This window comes from Lutibacter sp. (assembly GCF_033723435.1).
Classification (GTDB): domain Bacteria; phylum Bacteroidota; class Bacteroidia; order Flavobacteriales; family Flavobacteriaceae; genus Lutibacter.
This window is the reverse complement of sequence record NZ_JAWVXC010000008.1, coordinates 88,746-107,152: the sequence shown is the minus strand read 5'-3', so window position 1 is coordinate 107,152 and position 18,407 is coordinate 88,746. Positions and strand designations below refer to the sequence as shown.

Genomic DNA, 18,407 nt, shown 5'->3' with positions numbered 1-18,407 from the left:
TGTTTTTCTAAAATTGGAGGTTTAAAAAATGAGAAATGGCATTTTTTAAATTTTGTTTTGCTTTATTACTTAAATTAATTTCATAATCCCATTCAAACCCTTCAATTTTTAAAATATAAGATTTTGGTTGTTTTTGATAAATATCATTACACAAACTTAAAAGTTGGCTTGGCGGAACGGAATGTGTTGTAAATTCAAATTTTGAAGATGGCTTTAAAATTTCTAATGAAAATCCATTTTTAAGATGTTTTTTATAAGCATCAACAAAAATAACAGTATCATAATTTGAAATTATTTCAGCATCTTCCACCATTAATTGATATTTATATAGCAAGTTATGAGTGTTAAATTCTTCTTTTTCTAAAGCGTCCAAAAAACACCAACCAAGACCATCGTCTTGTCTGGTGTTATTTCCAATACCAATTATAAGTGTATTATCTAATTTTTTTGTCAATAATGTTTCCATTGTTATCTTCTAATTCAACAATTAAAGGCATTTCGCCTAAAGCATGTGTTGCACAACTTAAACAAGGATCATAAGCTCTAATTGCTATTTCAATCTGATTTAACATTGGTTCTGTAATTTCAGGGACATCTGTTAAAACATCTTCAGCAACTTGTTTAACTGCTTTGTTCATAGCTTCGTTGTTATGCGTGGTAGAAACTATTAAATTACATTTAGTAATAATTCCTTTATTATCTGTATGATATTCGTGAATAAGAGTTCCTCTAGGAGCTTCAATAATTCCAATTCCTTTAGTTCTAGGAATACCTTCTCTAATTAAATCGTCAGAAAGTAATTCATCATCTAACAATAATTCTTTTATAAGTTCTGCGCAGTGTAGCATTTCAATTAAACGAGCCCAATGCGTGTGCATTGTCATATTATTAACTGAATTATTATTTTGTTGCTTAAATATAAGTCGTTCTGCTTCTGCTAAAGGAGTTGGTATAAAAGAACAAGTATTTAATCTAGCCAAAGGCCCAACACGATTCCAGCCATCTTTTCTACCGTATTTAGACATATATGGAAATTTTAAAAAAGACCAAGGCTCAACAGCTTCTTTAAAATGATACTTATATTCAATATCTTCAATATTTAATAATTCATTTCCAGCAAAGTCTATAGAACGTAGTCTTCCATCATATAATTCCATAGCGCCGTTTTCTTTATTAACCAAACTTAAGTGGTTAGATGGATAGGCTGCAAAATTATTAATCCAATTACTATTTTGAGCGTGATATGATTTCATAAAATCAATAATTTCTTTAGACCACTCAATCATAGTGTCAATATTCGGAATTTGGGCTCCATCTAAAAAATAAGCTCGCTCTTCTTTGGTAAATGTTTTGTGTACTCCACCAGGAGTAGCAATAATTCCGTGAATTTTTTTACCTGCTAAAGCTTTAATTATTTCTTGTCCAAATTTCCGCATTAAAATTCCTTTTTTTGCAAGTTCTTTATTGGCTTCAGCTACTGCAACAATATTTCTTTTTTCTGCAGGAGCATCAATTCCAAATAATAAATCGGGTGAAGCTAAATAAAAGAAATGTAATGCATGAGATTGAAAAACTTGTCCGTAGTGTAACAATCTTCTTAATTTAGTAGCTGTTGGAGATAAGTTTTCAGGATCAACACCTACTAATTGGTCAATAGCTTTTGCTGCTGCTAAATGGTGACTTACTGGGCATATTCCACATAATCGTTGTACTAAAACAGGAGCTTCCCAATATGGATGACCTTGAATAAATTTTTCAAATCCTCTAAACTCAACAATATGTAAATAAGCATTACTTACCTTGCCATTTTCATCTATTTTTATGGTAACTTTTCCGTGTCCTTCAACTCGTGTAACAGGTTCTATAATTATTTTTTTTGTTTTCATTTTAGATGATTTTAGCATTAATCGTATTTAAATTCAGGATACGCAATGGAAAATTCTTCATTAAACAGAATGTTTTTAACAACACTCCAAATATGGTTTGCATTGGGTGGACAACCTGGAATATGATAATCAATTTTTACTACTTCGTGATTTGGATATACTTTATTTAAAATTTTAGGAATATCCTCATGATTAGGAATACAAGTTTCGTTGTCCTCACTAGTCATAGAATTTAAATATGCTTCGTCTAAACATTCTTTTAAAGGAATGGTATTTCTATTTGCTGGCAAACCGCCCCAAATAGCACATTCGCCAACAGAAACTAAAATATCACAATTTTCACGAAAAGCACGTAATACTTCAATGTTTGCAGTATTACAACAACCTCCTTCAACTAAACCAATATCGCAATGTTTGCTAAATTTTTTTATATCGGTAATTGGAGATTTGTTAAATTCTACAACTTCTAATAAATCAAGCAGTCCTAAATCTACATCTAGCATAGACATGTGGCAACCAAAGCAACCAGCTAGGGAAGTGGTAGCAACTATTTTTTTATTTCCATTTGTATGATTTATTTTAGTTTTATCAAATGGAATTATTTTACCTATTTGTCCGTAATCATATTTTCTATGTCCAAAAGGTTTTGCAATAGATTTTCCTTTAACCAAAATAGAGCCTGTAGGACATATTTCCATTGCTCGTATAGCTTCTCTATCGGTTAATTTTGCTTCTTGTTTATAATCTATACCAATAAGTGTTTCATTTCCTTTATTTGTAGAATTAAAAACGGAATAGCCGTCATTGGTTTTTACTTCTTCAACACAACGTTTACAACGGATACAACGATTTTGATTAACTACAATTCTTTCGGGTCTAGCATCAACTATTCTATCTACAAATAAATGAGGAAAGCGAGTATATCTAATTCCCATTTCATATCCCAAATTTTGCATAGCACAATCGCCACTTTTTTCACAAGAAGGACAAAAATGATTACCTTCTACAAACATCATTTCTAATATTGCTTTACGGGCATCTAACATTTCGGCTGAGTTTACTTCAATATCCATGCCTTCATCTACTTGAATAGTGCAACCAGCAAGACTTCTGCCATTTAATTTTATAGAACAAATTCTACAAGTTCCAAGAGGATCTATATTTTTGAAATGGCATAAAGTTGGAATAAATACACCATTTTGTTTTGCGGCTTCAATTAAGTTTTTACCTTTTTCAGCTATGCAATCTCTACCATCAATTTTAAAAGTTACGGTTTCCATAATTGTTAAGTTTTAATTAATGATGATTGTTTTTAATAATATTATCAAAATCTTGAATAGCATTTTCCATATCAAATTCTACATTTGGATTATCATTATCTTTTAGAATTTTAAGATTGAAATAATCACTAAATTTTGAGGTTGCCATAGCAAATGTGTTTGAAGAAGTTTTACCTAAGCCACAACGGCTAGTTAATTTCATAATATTTCCCCAGTCTTTTATTTCTTGTAAATCGGTTGAGGTGCATAATCCTTTTTTTAGTTTTTGAATTTTTTCGTATAAGATTTGGTTTCCGGCTCTACAAGGAGTGCATATTCCACAAGATTCGGATCTGAAAAATTCAATGAAGTTTTCAAGTATTTTTGTAATGCTTCTAAATTTATTAAAAACCATAATTGCTCCACCACACGTTAAATCCTCATTGCAAATTTTTCGATTAAATTCGGTTTCATTTATACATTCTCCAGAAGGTCCTGTAATTTGAACATAATTAGGGGAAGTAGCTTGAGATAAGTGTAACAATTCTTTAACTGTTATTCCCCATTCAATTTCATAAATTCCTGGTTTTGCAACATCTCCAGAAATGCTCAATAGTTTAGTTCCTTTACTTTTTTCGGTTCCAATATTTTCAAAATAATCAGTTCCTAATTCAATAATTCTTGAAGCATTGGCAAATGTTTCCACATTGTTAACAATAGTAGGTTTTCCAAGATAACCAACATCTGTAGGGAAATATTTTCTAATTCTTGGTTCTCCACGTTTACCTTCAAGAGATTCAATTAAAGCGGTTTCTTCTCCACAGACATAAGCTCCAGCACCAAGTTGAACCGTTAAATCGAAATTAAATTCTGAAATTCCCAAAATTTGCTCTCCTAAGAAATTATTTTTATAAAATTGATTTATAGTTTCTTCAATTTTTGAAAGTAAATATTTGTATTCGCCTCTTAAATAAATAATTCCTTCCTTAGCACCTACTACAAAAGCAGAGATAATCATTCCTTCTATAACAAGTCCAGGATATTCCATAAGTAATGCTTTATCTTTAAAAGTGCCAGGTTCACCTTCATCGGCATTGCAAATAATATATTTTTCAGTAGCAACATTATTTTTACAGGACTTCCATTTCAATGCAGTAGGGAAAAAAGCTCCACCTCGCCCTTTTAAATTAACATCTGCAATACTTTTTAAAATAGATTCAGCAGTTTCCTTTTTTAATTTGTTTATGGAATTTCCTGCAATATATTCTCTAAAAAAAACAGATTTATCTTCTTCTGGGATATATTGAATTTTACTTATAGGATTATCAGAAATTTTTTCTACTGGGATGTTATTTTTTAAATCCTCAATTATGGAAATTACTTTTTCTGGAGTTAGATTGGTAAAAGGATAAAAATTTATTAATGCTGCAGGTTCTTGATCACTTAAACCAATACAAGAAGTTTCAAATAATGAGAACAAAGAATTATTGTCGTATTTGCCAAATACAACTCCAGTTTCTTTTTCAAAAGTTGTTTTAATATTTTCAAAACCCTTAAATTTTGAAATAATACTATTATTTAAATAAATAATATATTTTCCGGTTGGTTTTTGATGAAAGAAATGATAAAAGGAAATAACCCCTTCAATTTCAATAGTTGATATTTTTAATAATTTAGCTATCTCATCTATAGCACTTTGGGGAATGTAACCTTGTGAGTTTTGTTGTTCCCATAACAAGTTAAGAAGACGTGTTCTTTTCATAGGAAAAAAACTTTTAAATTACTATAACTAAAGTTACTAAATAAACAAGTATAAAACTATTTATTTTTTTTAACTGTGACGATTTACAGAAATTTTAAAGCTTTTTTAAAATTACTTAAAATAAGAAATGAATACTCCTAAAATATTATTGAATTAATTATTTATTCTTTAATATTTTAGGAATATTTCACTTGTTTTTTATGTATAAAACAAATTTAGAGTTAATTATTTGAAATTATCTTAAATAAGTCTCCTTTAATTATGATAATTACAAACTAAATTTTACACTTGTAATAAAATTTCTTCCAATATTTGGAATACCATCTACTTTTAATCTTGATAAGTGTGAAATATAAGAAGTGTTAGCTAAATTGTTTACGTTAAAATTAATACTGAAATCTATCTTTTTAAGTTTAACAATCCCTCCAACTCCAATGTTTATTAAGTTATATTGGTTTGTTGGTGTTTCAAAATTTCCTACTTTATTTTGTTTAAAATGACTTTCTAAGGTTATTGCGGCAAATCCGTTTTGAAACCAATTTTTTTCATTAAATTCTATGCGCAAAGTGTTAGTTAGTTTATTTGCAGGAATTAATGGTAAATAAGCTCCATTACTTTGTTTTCCTATTACCATTTCATAACTAGTATTGAAATGTAGCCAATCTACAGGGTGTGGATGAATATGGAATCCAAATTCACCACCATATAATTCAGCATTATTTTGTACATAATTATAAACATAATTATTATCGAGCATTTGTCCAGTAGGAGCAATGTATATATATTTATTAATGCTATTATAAAATCCGTTTGCAAAAACTTCAAAGTGTAAAGTTTTGTATTCTAAAGCAATATCCGATTGAAAATTGTGTTCGCTTTGTAAATCATTATTACCAATTTCATACCTATTGGAACCTTCATGAACTCCGTTAGAAGTTAACTCGGCTAAGTTAGGAGCTCTAAAGCCTGCGGCAAAATTAAATCTACTTGTTACCGCACCAAATAAGGTAGTTTTGTATCCGAAAGAAGCAGTTACATTTTTAAAAGATCTATCAATTGCATTAAAAACGTGTTGTTCGGCATCAATACTTTTTTGAGTAGATAAATTTCTGTTATCAAATCTAACTCCTCCTTGAAAACTGTTTTCATTTATTTTGTAATTTCCAGTTAAAAATACCCCAAAATCATTAGTTTGAGCATTTGGTATTAGTACATCTACACCCAAAGTACTATTTTTTTGATGCATGCCTTGAATTCCTAAAATAGATTCAAAGTTTTTAAGTTTAGGTAAATGCCATTTTACATCATAACTATACGTTTTAAGTTTTAAATGTAAAGCAGGCAATGGATTTTCAGTAGAATAAGGTCCTTCAATTTCTTTTCTATCATTAAAAGTATATCCAAAAGTGGAAGTTATTTTAGAATTTGGCAGAAAAATTATGTTATTTAAACTTACCATTTTATTCGTTAAATTTTGGTAAGGATAAGTATGTGATTTGTTCGTAGTTTGTAATCCAATTTCTTCTGGAATTCCAACTAAAGTATGATCAAAATTAAAACGTACCGTACTAGAAATAAATTTATTATTGAAATTTACTGCCGAATTAAAAATAGTTTCATCAAAGCGAGAGTTTGTAACTCTTGACCCATTTGGAATTTTATAATCGCTTTGAAATCTATGCGTTCCATTGGTTAAAAATTTCCATGATTTATAGGATTTTCTAAAACCAAAAGAAGTGTTAGAACCTTGGGTGTTTGAAAAATATTTTTGATTTATATTTAGTTTAAAGGTATCATCTTCTGCAAATTTTAAAGGGTTGAAAAACAAAACACCTCCCATTGCATCAGAACCATATAATAGCGAAGCAGGTCCTTTTATTACTTCAACACTTTCAACACTTGATTCATCAACTCCTAATCCGTGTTCCGCTCCAAATTGTTGATTTTCAAGGCGTAAACCTTGTGAATATACTAAAACTCTATTGCCCCTTAAACCTCTAATTACTGGTTTTCCGATAGCAACACCTGTAGAAACTTGTGAAACTCCTGGTAATGAAGTTATACCTTCTACTAAAGTTGCAGCTCCTTTATTTTTTAATTGCTGAATACTAGCTCTTTCAACTTTCATTACATTTTGTGATTGTAATTTATTAAATGGAGTAGATATAATTACTTCATCCATTTTAAATACAGCCTCTTTTAAAGTAAAATTAAGCGTATTATTTCCTGTTGAAATTAGAATATTTTTAGTTTGTGATTGGTAGCCAATAAAAGCGGTTGTAACCGCAAAATTAGCTGTTGGTAAATTAGTAATAGTATAATTACCATTATTATCTGTAGAGGTTCCTTTGTGTAGTTCTGTAATATAAACGTCAACACCACTTAATGGTTGATTATTAACATCGATAATTTTACCAGTTAATTTGTTTTGTGCTTGGGTAAGCATACTTAATCCTGTAAAAAGGATTAAAAAATAATATTTCATGTAATTTAATTTATTGTTAATTTTTAATGTAAAATCTGTTATTAACAATAATATGGAGGAGCTCTGGAAGATTTGTATTGGAAGTGAAATATACTTCTAATTGGTTTGTAAACGTAATTTTTTTCTTCAATGTAATTTTTTTCTAAAAAAGAAAAATCTGAAGAAAAATCAATGGTATTGTAATTAAATTGATAGTGATAAATAGCACAATTAGTACTATAATCATTCAACTGTATTTGATGATTATCGTTGTTTTGAGCGTGATGATGTTTTTGCAAACCATGTGAAAACTGTACTGTTAATGGAAACAATACAGTTATCACAAATAAAAGTGAAATTATATTTTTAGTTACTTGTTTGATATAATTTTATTTTGAGTTTGCAAATGTATATAAAACTAGTCTTTAACGCCTAATTTTTCTAAAATAACTTCCATTAAGCACCATTTAGTAATAGAAGATTGTAATAAATTGGCTCCTACAAATGCAGTAAACCAAAGCCAATTAATATTTACTTTAATTGCTAATAAAAGGCTAATTAAAATAAAAGTTCCTGCTATTGCTCGTATTATTCTTTGTTTCATTATTATAAATTATAGTTTGATTTTTCAACTTTTAGTATTGCAAGATGCACTTTTGATAAGGATTCTTGCTTATCATTAAATTCATTTATCTGTTCAAAAAGCGTAACTGTATCTTCACTTTTTACAAAGGCATAAAGCATAATAGATTCATTTTCATGTCTTTCTCCAGGAAACCAGTTGTCTAAATTTGCTTCACGTGTAGTATTTCTATAACCAATAATTTCTTGGTATGAAAATATGAAGATATTTGATCTTTTTAATATCTGTTTAATATCTTTTTCAAATTCTTTTACTGCAGTTATTATTATTAATTTCATATAGATAGATTTTAAGTTAAAACCAATATTAATTTTATTTCCATTTATTTTTTTCTGACATATAATAAATTATAGGAACTACAATTAAAGTTAATAGTGTAGAAACAATTGCTCCAGCTACTAATGAAATTGCTAATCCTTGAAATATTGGGTCAAATAAAATTATGGAAGCACCTATTACTACAGCTCCTGTAGTTAATAAAATTGGAGTTGTTCTAACTGCCCCAGCATCAATAATTGCTTGTTTTAAAGGAACCCCATCATTTAATCTAATTTCAATAAAATCAATTAATAAAACGGAATTTCTAACCATTACACCTGCTAAAGCGATCATTCCAATAAATGATGTTGCAGTAAAAAAGGCTCCTAAAATCCAGTGGCCTAATACAATACCAACTAATGATAATGGTATGGCAACCATCATAACCAATGGTGTTTTAAAGTTTTGGAACCAGCCAACTATTAGCATATAAATAATAATTATTACTATTAAAAAAGCGGTACCTAAATCTCTAAAAACTTCTAATGTTATTTGCCATTCTCCATCCCATTTAACTGTAAAGTTATCTTCATTGGTAGGTTGTTTAGCATATAATTCATTAAGCTTATAACCTTTTGGTAATTTTATTTTTTGAAGTTTATCTGTCATTCCTAAAATAGCGTAAACAGGACTTTCTAATCCTCCAGCCATATCAGCAGTAACATAAACTACACGTTTTTGATCTTTTCTAAAAATAGTTTTTGGTAAAGTATCCTTTTCAATTTTTACTAGATCGCTAACAGGAACTACATTTCCTTGTTTACCTTTTATTTTAAGATTTAATATGCTTTGTAAATTAGATTTGTCTTTATCAGATAAAGCCATAACCATTGGAACTTGATCAAATGAATTTTCATCATATAAATCAGAAATTGGATATTCGCTTAATAGATAAGTAAGATTACCAACAATTTGTTGAGGAGCAATTCCGTTTAGCATTGCTTTTTCATTATCAACATCTAATTTATATTCTGTTTGAGGCGCTTCAACCATCCAATCTACATCAACTACATCTTTAGTATTATTTAAGATGTTTTTTACTTGCTTAGCTACTTTTATTTGATCTTTATAATTCGGTCCATATACTTCTGCAACTAAAGTGGATAATACAGGAGGTCCTGGCGGAACTTCAACTACTTTAACATTTGCATTGTATTTTTTTGCTACTCCCTGAATTTTTTTTCGAACAATTTTAGCAATGTCGTGACTTTGAAGTTTTCGCTCTGATTTATGTAATAAATTGACTTGAATATCGGCCATATTACTTCCACCTCTAACATCATAATGGCGTACTAAACCGTTAAACGTAATAGGAGATGAGGTTCCTATATAAGATTGGTAATCAACAACTTCAGGTATTTGATTAACATATTGTGCAATTTCTTTGGTTACCACAGCAGTTCTTTCTAAAGTGGTTCCTTCAGGCATATCTATAATTACTTGAAATTCATTTTTATTATCAAACGGTAACATTTTTACTGCTACAGATTTTGTAAAAAACATTACAACAGAACCTATAAGTAATATAAAGATAGTACCAAGCATTGCCCAACGACGAGTTTTATTATCTAATAAAGGTCGTTCAGTTTTTTCGTAAATTTTATAAATCCAATTGGTTTCAATTCCTTCTTCTTTTTTCTTTTCTTGTTTATCTTTTTCTTGCAATAAGTGATAACCTAAATATGGAGTTATAGTTAGAGCTACAAATAAAGATAAAATCATTGCAATAGATGCACCAATTGGCATTGGACTCATATATGGTCCCATCATTCCAGATACAAATGCCATAGGTAAAATAGCGGCAATAACTGTAAAGGTTGCCAATATAGTTGGGTTACCAACTTCATTAATAGCATATATAGCAGCTTGTTTAAAAGGCAGCCTTTTCATTTTAAAATGTCGGTGCATATTTTCAGCAATAATTATACTATCATCAACAACAATTCCAACAACAAAAACTAATGCAAATAAAGTAATTCTATTAAGTGTATAACCTAATAAATAATAACTAAATAAGGTTAATGCAAATGTTAATGGAACTGAAAAGAAAACTACTAAACCACCACGCCAACCCATTGCCAGCATTACTAATATTGTTACAGCTATAATAGCAACTCCTAAATGAAGTAATAATTCACCAACTTTATGCGATGCCGTTTCCCCATAATTTCTAGTAACATCTATATGGACATTATCTGGGATTAAATTTTGCTTTAAATGCTTTATTTTCTTTAATATTTTCTCAGCAATTTTCATTGCATCAGCACCTTTTACCTTTGCAACAGATATAGTTACTGCGGGATATTCACTTGGAGTATTTTTGAAATTTTCATTACTTCTTCCATAACCAAAAGAAACGTAACTTTTAGGAGTTTCTGGGCCGTCTACTACAGTTGCTACTTGTTTTAAATAAACAGGCATATTTTTAGAAACACCTACCACTAAATTTTTTACATCATCAGCAGTACTTAAAAATCTCCCAGTAGTAATTAAAAATTCAGTATCATTTTCATCAAAACTTCCTGATTGAGAACTACTGTTATTAGCTTTAATCATTTGCATTATAGATAGAGGATCAATATCTTGTTCAGCCATTTTATCCTTATCCAAAATAATTTTAAGCACACGATTTCTGCCGCCAATAACTTTAGTTATAGAAACGTCTTTTACCTTTTTAATTTCTGAAGATACTTCTTCCGCTATTTTTCTGATATCAAAGTCATTATAACTATCGCTCCATAAAGTTAAACCTAACATTGGAACATCATCAATGGCACGTGTTTTTACTAAAGGCTGTGTTGCTTTTTTTGGTAACATACCTTGATTGTGCATTAACTCATCGTATAATTTTAGGTAGGAGTCTTCCGTATTTTCACCAACATAAAATTGTACAACCATCATTGCCTTTCCATTCATAACAATGCTATGAATATGTTCAACACCTTTTATGTTTGAAATTACTTTTTCAAGTGGCATAACCACTTTACTTTCTAGTTCTTTTGGACTTGCACCTGGATATCCAACCAATACGTCAGCCATTGGCACAATAATTTGCGGCTCTTCTTCGCGAGGTATTAAAAATGAGCTATAAATTCCTATAGCCATTAGAGCAATCATCAATAAAATAGTTAATTTAGAATTGATGAATATGTTTGCTATTTTACCTGAAATTCCTTCTTGCATACTAATAATTTTTTGTAATTAGTTTAATTTTTTAATTTCACTTGAAATTATTTCTGAACATTTACTTGTTCTCCATTAAATAATTTACCATCGGCGGTTACAATATAATTTTCTTCTGCATTTAATCCTGATAAAACTTCCACATTCTCTCCGTAAGTTTTTCCAAGTCTAAGCCATCTTAAAATTGCCACATTGGTATCACTAACCGTATAAACACCAGTTAATTGTCCTTTGTGTACTAATGCTTTTTTTGAAATTAATATAGAACTAGGAGCATTTGTTGTTTTATCAGCTTCTATAGGAAATTGAACTGATGTGTACATTCCTGATAAAATTTTAGTTGCACTTTTATCTAATAATACTTTAACCATATATTGACCTCCAGTATTATTTGCTGAAGAACTAACTTCTGCAACAGTACCATTAATAATTTCATTGGTTGATTTTATAAGAACAGTAACTTTTTCTTTTGTATGAATAGCTGTAATTTCAGATTCAGGAATTAAAGCAATTACTTGGTATTTTCCAGGAGTTTCTATACTTATAAGAGGCATTCCTGGATTTGCCATATCGCCTTTATTAATATATTTTGCAGTAATAACTCCAGAAAAAGGCGCAGTAATATTTGCATAAGACAACTGTGAATTTACTTGGTTTTTCATTTGAGTTGCAGCATCTAATCTTGCTTTTGCCATTTGATAATTTGCTGTTATATCATCCATTTCTTTTTGAGAAACACTTTTCTCTTTGTATAAAGAAGTATATCTATCAAAATCTTTTTTAGCGTTATTATACGCAACTGTAGCTTCAGTTATAGAAGCTGTTACTTGTGCTTTTTTAGCAGTAATATCTGTACTGTTAATACTAAGTAATAATTGACCTTTATTAACTTTTTGTCCCACTTTTACGTAAACATTATTTACGTAACCCATCATTCGGGTACTTAAATCTGCATTTTGAACGGCTTCAATTTTTCCGCTGGCAGTTATATATTTACTTTTTCCAGATATAGGAGTACTTACGGTTACATTTACAGTTGAGGTGCTAGCTAATTTTTTCGGAGTTTCTCCACAACTTGTAATAAATAATAATGTTAATAAAATTAAAGTTATATTTTTCATGATTTTTGTTTATTAGTTAAGTAAAAATTCAACGTAAGCTTTAGCATAGTTATAGCTAAAAACTGTTTGTAAATTTTCTAATTGTTTTTGTAAATATTTTGTTTCAGAAATTAATAAATCAGAGGTTTTTTCAAGTCCTTGTTTAAAACGATTTGTTCTAATTCGAAGCTCTTCTTTAGATTGTTCTTCAGCCAAAGAAGTTAGTTTTAATTTGTTTTCAGAATCTTTTAGCATTCGTTTGGCTTTATTAAATTCTAAAAAGCTTTTACTTTTATATTGATCAAAGTTAAGAAGTGCCTTATCGTATTCAGCTTTTCCTTTTTGAACTTTACCAATTCGTTTAAATCCTTCAAAAATATTCCACGAAAGTTGGGCACCAACCAAATATCCTTTTGCTTTTGTTCCAAATAATTGATTGTCGTACATTTCATAACTTCCAAAAGCATTTAATGTTGGTAAATAGGTGTTTTTAGAAGCTTTATACATGTAATTATAAGCTTCTGTACTTTTTTGCATTGCTTGAATATCGTCTCTATTAGTTGATAAAGTTTGATTGTAAATATCAGTATCTATTATTGCTTTTAAATTATCTGTTGGTTTTAAAATGGTAGAATTATTTTCTCCCATTAAAAATTGTAAATAATCTGAAGCGTTTTTTACAGCACTTTTTGCGCTTAATAATTGATTTTCAACTTCGGTAACATGGACATCTACAGATAGCATATCTGCTTTTTGTAAATAGCCTTGTTTGAAATTATTTTCAGCCATTTTTTTGTTTGCAATAGCAGCTTCTTTGGCTTTATTTAAAACTTCAACAGCTTTATATGCAACTTGTAATTGCATATATGCTTTGGTAACTTCTAATTTTATGTAATTTTTGGTGCGAGATGCACTTAATTCTAAAGCATTCATTTTTGCTTTTGCTGCTTTACGCATTAAAATACCATCAAAATTTAGAATTGGCTGTTTTACTTCTATTTTTGTAGCATAACTTTTAGTCTCTTTTGGATCGTTTAGCAAAGTAGGATCAAAATCTGCAGGAGTTAAAATTTCCTGATTTAATTTTGAACCGAAAGCCATTAACGGATTTGTAGTAGTTATACCAGTATGGGAAATAGATATACTTGGTAGTAATACAGCATTAGATTGATTAAAATCTGCTTTTGCAGCTTTGAAATCTTCCTCAGAAATTTTAATTGTATAATTATCGCTTTCCACTTTTGCTAGCACATCTTCTAAAGAAATGTTTGCCTTTTTTTGAGCGATAATAACTACAAAATTAAATAGGAAAAATGTAAATAATATCACGTCTTTACTTCGCATAGTTTTCGTTTTTTAGTTTCGGCAAAACTAAGTTACAGAAAAGATGCAAGCAGTAATAAAAATTACACACTTTGGTAACTATTGTTACGTAAGGATAAAAACTTTAATTTTTAGTAATTAGATTATTTCTTACTCATTTTCATGCAGATTAGTTTTGTCTATTTGAACTGGTTTTTTATTTTTTCTCATCTTTAAATTTAAGAATTCTACAAATAGCGAAAAAGAAATAGCAAAATATAAATAACCTTTAGGTATTGCACCTACTTTTTGATTAAATATTTCTGCATTCGATAAATGTGCTCCTTCAGTAATTAGCATAAATCCTATAAGTATTAAAAAGGAAAGTGCTAACATTTGTATAGTTGGATGCTTACTGACAAATTGACCAACTGGAGTAACAAAAAGCATCATTATAATCATAGAAACAACAACTGCTGTTATCATAATTAATAAAGCGCCTTTTATACCATTGGTCATTCCAACTGCCGTTAAAACTGAATCGAATGAAAAAACAATGTCTATCATTACTATTTGAATTATTGTCATTTTTAGGCTAGCTGAAAATTTTTTTTTGTCCGAACTTTGTTCGTGTTCAATTCCTTCAACTTTTTCTCTAATCTCACTTGTACTTTTATATAGTAGAAATATTCCTCCAAGGAATAAAATTATACTTTGACCGGTTATTCCAATTTTTAACCACGACAAGTTAATAGTATAAAAAGGATGTTTTAATGATATTAAATATGAAATACCTAACAGCATTATAATTCTAAATATCATTGCTAAAAAAAGACCAATTTTTGAAGCTTTGTTTACTTGATTTTTAGGAAGTTTACTTGCGGCAATAGATATAAAAATAATATTATCAATTCCTAAAACAATTTCTAAGAATGTTAATGTTAATAATGCAATCCAAGTATTTGCCTGTAAGAAAATTTCCATAATTTACTTTTTAAGAAAAATAGTTCCTTTTTGGATATAATTTGAATGACCAATAACGGCTTCAAAATCGTACGAGTCTTTATGGAGGTTTGTAATTTTCACATGAATTGTTTCTTCATCAATAGCATTTTTAGGATGCACCATTTTTAGGGTGTACTTAAAATTACTTTCCCAATTTATTGTTAGCGTATCAATTCTATCATCGTATTTTTCAATTTGTAGAGAGTCTGTTCTAGTAATATACGTGGTGCTAAATCCTTTTCCTTCAGGGATTTCAAAATTACCATGTTTAAATCTATCAGGATTTAAAGGCTCTGTATTACAAGCAGTAATTGCTATAAAAATAATAAGTAGAATTGCTATTTTTTTCATTAGATTCCGGTATAGTTTTCAGGAGTTATGTTTTTTAATTCTTCTTTAATTTCATTTGAAATATTTAGTTCGGCTATAAAATCGGCAATAGATTTTTGAGTGATTTTTGTATTAGTTCTGGTTAAATTTTTTAAAGCTTCGTATGGATTTGGATACGCTTCTCTTCTTAAAATAGTTTGAATAGCTTCTGCTACAACAGCCCAATTGTTATCTAAATCTGCTTCAAATTTTTCTTTATTAATAATTAATTTATTTAATCCTTTTAACGTTGAATTGAATGCAATAATTGTATGCCCAAAAGGAACTCCAATATTTCTTAACACAGTAGAATCGGTTAGATCTCGTTGCAACCTTGAAATAGGTAATTTTGCAGATAAATGTTCAAAAAGTGCATTTGCAATTCCTAAATTACCTTCTGAATTTTCAAAATCAATTGGGTTTACTTTATGTGGCATTGCAGAAGAACCTATTTCTCCTTTTTTAATTTTTTGCTTAAAATAGTCCATAGAAACATAAGTCCAAATGTCTCTATCAAAATCTATTAGAATAGTATTTATACGTTTTAAAGCATCAAAAATACCAGCTAAATGGTCGTAATGTTCAATTTGTGTAGTTGGAAAAGAATGGTGTAATCCTAAAACATTTTCAACAAATTTAGTTCCAAAATCTTTCCAATCAATGTTTGGATACGCAACTTTATGTGCGTTAAAATTACCAGTTGCACCACCAAATTTTGCAGCATAAGGTATATTTTGAAGTTGCGTAATCTGTTGTTCAATTCGTTCTACAAAAACTTCAATTTCTTTACCTAAACGGGTTGGTGAAGCTGGTTGTCCATGGGTTCTAGCTAACATAGAAACATCTTTCCATTCTAAAGCCAATTCTTTTAATTTTACTAATAAATTAGCCAATTCAGGATAATAGACAGCATCAAAAGCATCGTGTATTGATAAAGGAACGGCGGTGTTGTTAATGTCTTGTGAGGTCAATCCAAAATGAATAAACTCTTTATATTTTTGAAGTTGAAGTTGATCGAACTTTTCTTTGATAAAATACTCAACAGCTTTTACATCGTGATTTGTAATTTTTTCAATGTCTTTAATTTTTTGAGCATCTTCAGTAGAAAAAAGAAGATAAATATCTCTTAGTTTTTTAAAAAGAGTAGTATCAAAATCTTTAAGTTGAGGAAGAGGTAATTCAACAAGCGCAATAAAATATTCGACTTCTACTTTTACACGATATTTAATTAACGCTTCTTCTGAAAAAAAAGGAGCTAAATTTTCTACTTTTGATCTATATCTTCCGTCGATAGGAGAAATTGCATTTAAGTTGGTTAAAGACATTTTTTTAGTTTGATGTTATAAATGCAAAATTAAGGAAATTAACCCAAATTTTTAACTTTATTTTGGTTTATCCAGCGTAATATTTTCTTTCCACGTGCTTGATAAGCAGGACTTTCATTTACTATATTTTTTTGCAGGATTAATTGTAACTCTTTATGTACCCAATTATAGTTTTTACCAAACAAAAAAAGCATTTCCATAGTATAAACTTTTACCGCAACTTTATGTTTGTCAATTAACCAATCAAAACCAGCTTCTATAAGCCTTTCAATATGAGTGTTAGTTATAGGTATTTTACTTTTATGTTTTCCTGCATAGTGTTCTGCCATAAAACCACAAATTTTAGCGATAGGTCTTAATGCACTTTCAAACTTAATTTTATTAATGTTTTTGGTAAAATAAGAGAGGTGAGGAGACAACCAATGTAATTTTTTTTCGCAAACAAATTCTAAAACCCAAGCAGCTTTAATAGATAGTTTATTGTCAAATTCAAAAGCAATTTCAAGTAAATATTTAAAAAGTATTTTATTTTTTAAAACTAAATTAGCTACTTGTAATCTGTTTATGCGTTTTGCATTTTCAATATTGTTAAGCTTTAGAATTAGATATTCTTTATTCATTTTTTTCTTTATCCTTTTTTTTAGGCATTAATTTATAAACTAAGTAACCAAACCCAACTAATATATGTAGTAGAACAATTGCAATAATAATGTAAATCCATAAATTTGTTTCTCTCATAATTTTCTGATATAAGTTTATAAATTAAAAAAATATAATATCTTTAAAAAATTAAAATTATAAAAAATGAAATATAAAATATTCTTTTTAGCTGTTATTTTATTTGGCGTTCAAATAAATGCTCAACAAGTTTATTCAAAAAAAGAACCTTTTGCGCATACTTTTTCTATTGTTGCCCGTGATACTGTTACTGGCGAAATGGGAGTTGCAGTTCAATCGCATTGGTTTTCAGTAGGTAATGATGTAGTTTGGGGCAAAGCAGGAGTGGGAGTTGTAGCAACGCAAGCATTTGTTAATCCATCCTTTGGACCACGAGGGTTAAGTTTATTAGAAAATGGGTTAACTCCAGAAATGGCAGTAAAATCGTTGCTTAAATTAGATGACGGTAGAGATGTTAGACAATTAGCAATACTAGATGCAAAAGGAAATGTATTTGCATATACTGGTAAAAATTGTATACAAGCTGCAGGACATATTGTTGGAAGTAATTTTTCAGTTCAAGCAAATTTAATGGAGAAAAACACAGTTTGGCCTGCTATGGCAAAAGCATTTAAAACTACAAAAGGAAGTTTAGCAGAAAGATTATTAGCAGCATTAGAAGCTGCACAAAGTGAAGGTGGTGATATTAGAGGAAAACAATCTGCTGCAATTTTAGTTGTAAGAGCTAAAAGTACAGGAAATAGTTGGGAAGATAATGTAGTTGATTTAAGAGTTGAAGACAGTAAAAATCCTATTAAAGAAATGAGGCGATTACTTACTGTTCATGAAGCATATGAATTTATGAATAAAGGCGATGTGGCAGTTGAAAAGAACGATAATAAGCTAGCTAAAGAATATTATATGAAAGCCCAAGAGCTAAATCCAGATAATTTAGAAATGAAATATTGGTATGCGGTAACTTTAGCTAATAATGGAGAAATGGATGAAGCTTCTAAAATATTTAAAGCTATTTTTAAAATAAATAGTAACTGGAAAACGTTAACTCCAAGGTTAATAAAATCAAAATTATTAACTGTATCACCAAAAGATTTAGAAAAAATATTAAAATTATAA

General features: G+C 29.1%; 17 protein-coding genes. 1 reads left to right on the top strand and 16 read right to left on the bottom strand.

All coding sequences use genetic code 11. The features are described 5' to 3' along the window. Positions 1-7: 7 nt before the first annotated feature. From R3342_RS11915 to R3342_RS11840, 16 genes are all read right to left on the bottom strand, one after another. Complete coding sequence (locus R3342_RS11915) at positions 8-466, bottom strand: hydrogenase maturation protease (protein ID WP_318940506.1); 459 nt, start codon at positions 464-466, stop codon at positions 8-10. Next, positions 435-1,886: a Ni/Fe hydrogenase subunit alpha gene (locus tag R3342_RS11910; protein ID WP_318940504.1), complete on the bottom strand. Its 1,452-nt coding sequence runs from the start codon at positions 1,884-1,886 to the stop codon at positions 435-437. The genes R3342_RS11915 and R3342_RS11910 overlap by 32 nt, the downstream gene beginning before the upstream one ends. A gap of 17 nt (positions 1,887-1,903) precedes the next feature. After that, positions 1,904-3,166: a 2Fe-2S iron-sulfur cluster-binding protein gene (locus tag R3342_RS11905; protein WP_318940503.1), complete on the bottom strand. Its 1,263-nt coding sequence runs from the start codon at positions 3,164-3,166 to the stop codon at positions 1,904-1,906. Positions 3,167-3,182: 16 nt separating this feature from the next. Further along, positions 3,183-4,907, bottom strand: coding sequence for an NAD(P)H-dependent oxidoreductase subunit E (locus tag R3342_RS11900; RefSeq protein WP_318940502.1), 1,725 nt, complete (start codon positions 4,905-4,907; stop codon positions 3,183-3,185). Between the two features lie 268 nt (positions 4,908-5,175). Next, positions 5,176-7,392: a TonB-dependent receptor gene (locus tag R3342_RS11895; RefSeq protein ID WP_318940501.1), complete on the bottom strand. Its 2,217-nt coding sequence runs from the start codon at positions 7,390-7,392 to the stop codon at positions 5,176-5,178. Positions 7,393-7,433: 41 nt separating this feature from the next. Continuing rightward, positions 7,434-7,715: a hypothetical protein gene (locus tag R3342_RS11890; RefSeq protein WP_318940500.1), complete on the bottom strand. Its 282-nt coding sequence runs from the start codon at positions 7,713-7,715 to the stop codon at positions 7,434-7,436. Positions 7,716-7,789: 74 nt separating this feature from the next. Next, positions 7,790-7,975: a DUF2892 domain-containing protein gene (locus R3342_RS11885; RefSeq protein ID WP_318940498.1), complete on the bottom strand. Its 186-nt coding sequence runs from the start codon at positions 7,973-7,975 to the stop codon at positions 7,790-7,792. Positions 7,976-7,977: 2 nt separating this feature from the next. After that, positions 7,978-8,292: a hypothetical protein gene (locus tag R3342_RS11880; RefSeq protein WP_318940495.1), complete on the bottom strand. Its 315-nt coding sequence runs from the start codon at positions 8,290-8,292 to the stop codon at positions 7,978-7,980. 34 nt (positions 8,293-8,326) lie between these two features. Beyond that, entirely contained in the window at positions 8,327-11,515 is a 3,189-nt protein-coding gene (locus R3342_RS11875) for an efflux RND transporter permease subunit (RefSeq protein ID WP_318940493.1), read from the bottom strand. A gap of 47 nt (positions 11,516-11,562) precedes the next feature. Further along, on the bottom strand, positions 11,563-12,636 hold the full coding sequence (locus tag R3342_RS11870) for an efflux RND transporter periplasmic adaptor subunit (RefSeq protein WP_318940491.1): 1,074 nt from the start codon (positions 12,634-12,636) through the stop codon (positions 11,563-11,565). A 12-nt stretch (positions 12,637-12,648) separates the two neighbouring features. After that, positions 12,649-13,959: a TolC family protein gene (locus R3342_RS11865; RefSeq protein ID WP_318940489.1), complete on the bottom strand. Its 1,311-nt coding sequence runs from the start codon at positions 13,957-13,959 to the stop codon at positions 12,649-12,651. Positions 13,960-14,088: 129 nt separating this feature from the next. Continuing rightward, entirely contained in the window at positions 14,089-14,901 is an 813-nt protein-coding gene (locus R3342_RS11860) for a TerC family protein (protein WP_318940487.1), read from the bottom strand. 3 nt (positions 14,902-14,904) lie between these two features. Further along, on the bottom strand, positions 14,905-15,273 hold the full coding sequence (locus tag R3342_RS11855) for a hypothetical protein (RefSeq protein ID WP_318940485.1): 369 nt from the start codon (positions 15,271-15,273) through the stop codon (positions 14,905-14,907). Then, positions 15,273-16,616, bottom strand: coding sequence for an adenylosuccinate lyase (gene purB, locus R3342_RS11850; protein WP_318940484.1), 1,344 nt, complete (start codon positions 16,614-16,616; stop codon positions 15,273-15,275). Before purB ends, R3342_RS11855 begins: the two co-directional genes overlap by 1 nt. A 38-nt stretch (positions 16,617-16,654) precedes the next feature. Next, on the bottom strand, positions 16,655-17,236 hold the full coding sequence (locus tag R3342_RS11845) for an adenylosuccinate lyase (protein WP_318940482.1): 582 nt from the start codon (positions 17,234-17,236) through the stop codon (positions 16,655-16,657). Then, positions 17,229-17,354, bottom strand: coding sequence for a hypothetical protein (locus R3342_RS11840; protein WP_318940480.1), 126 nt, complete (start codon positions 17,352-17,354; stop codon positions 17,229-17,231). The genes R3342_RS11845 and R3342_RS11840 overlap by 8 nt, the downstream gene beginning before the upstream one ends. 66 nt (positions 17,355-17,420) lie before the next feature. Here R3342_RS11840 and R3342_RS11835 point away from each other — a divergent pair, with 66 nt between their 5' ends. After that, on the top strand, positions 17,421-18,407 hold the full coding sequence (locus R3342_RS11835; RefSeq protein ID WP_318940477.1) for a DUF1028 domain-containing protein: 987 nt from the start codon (positions 17,421-17,423) through the stop codon (positions 18,405-18,407).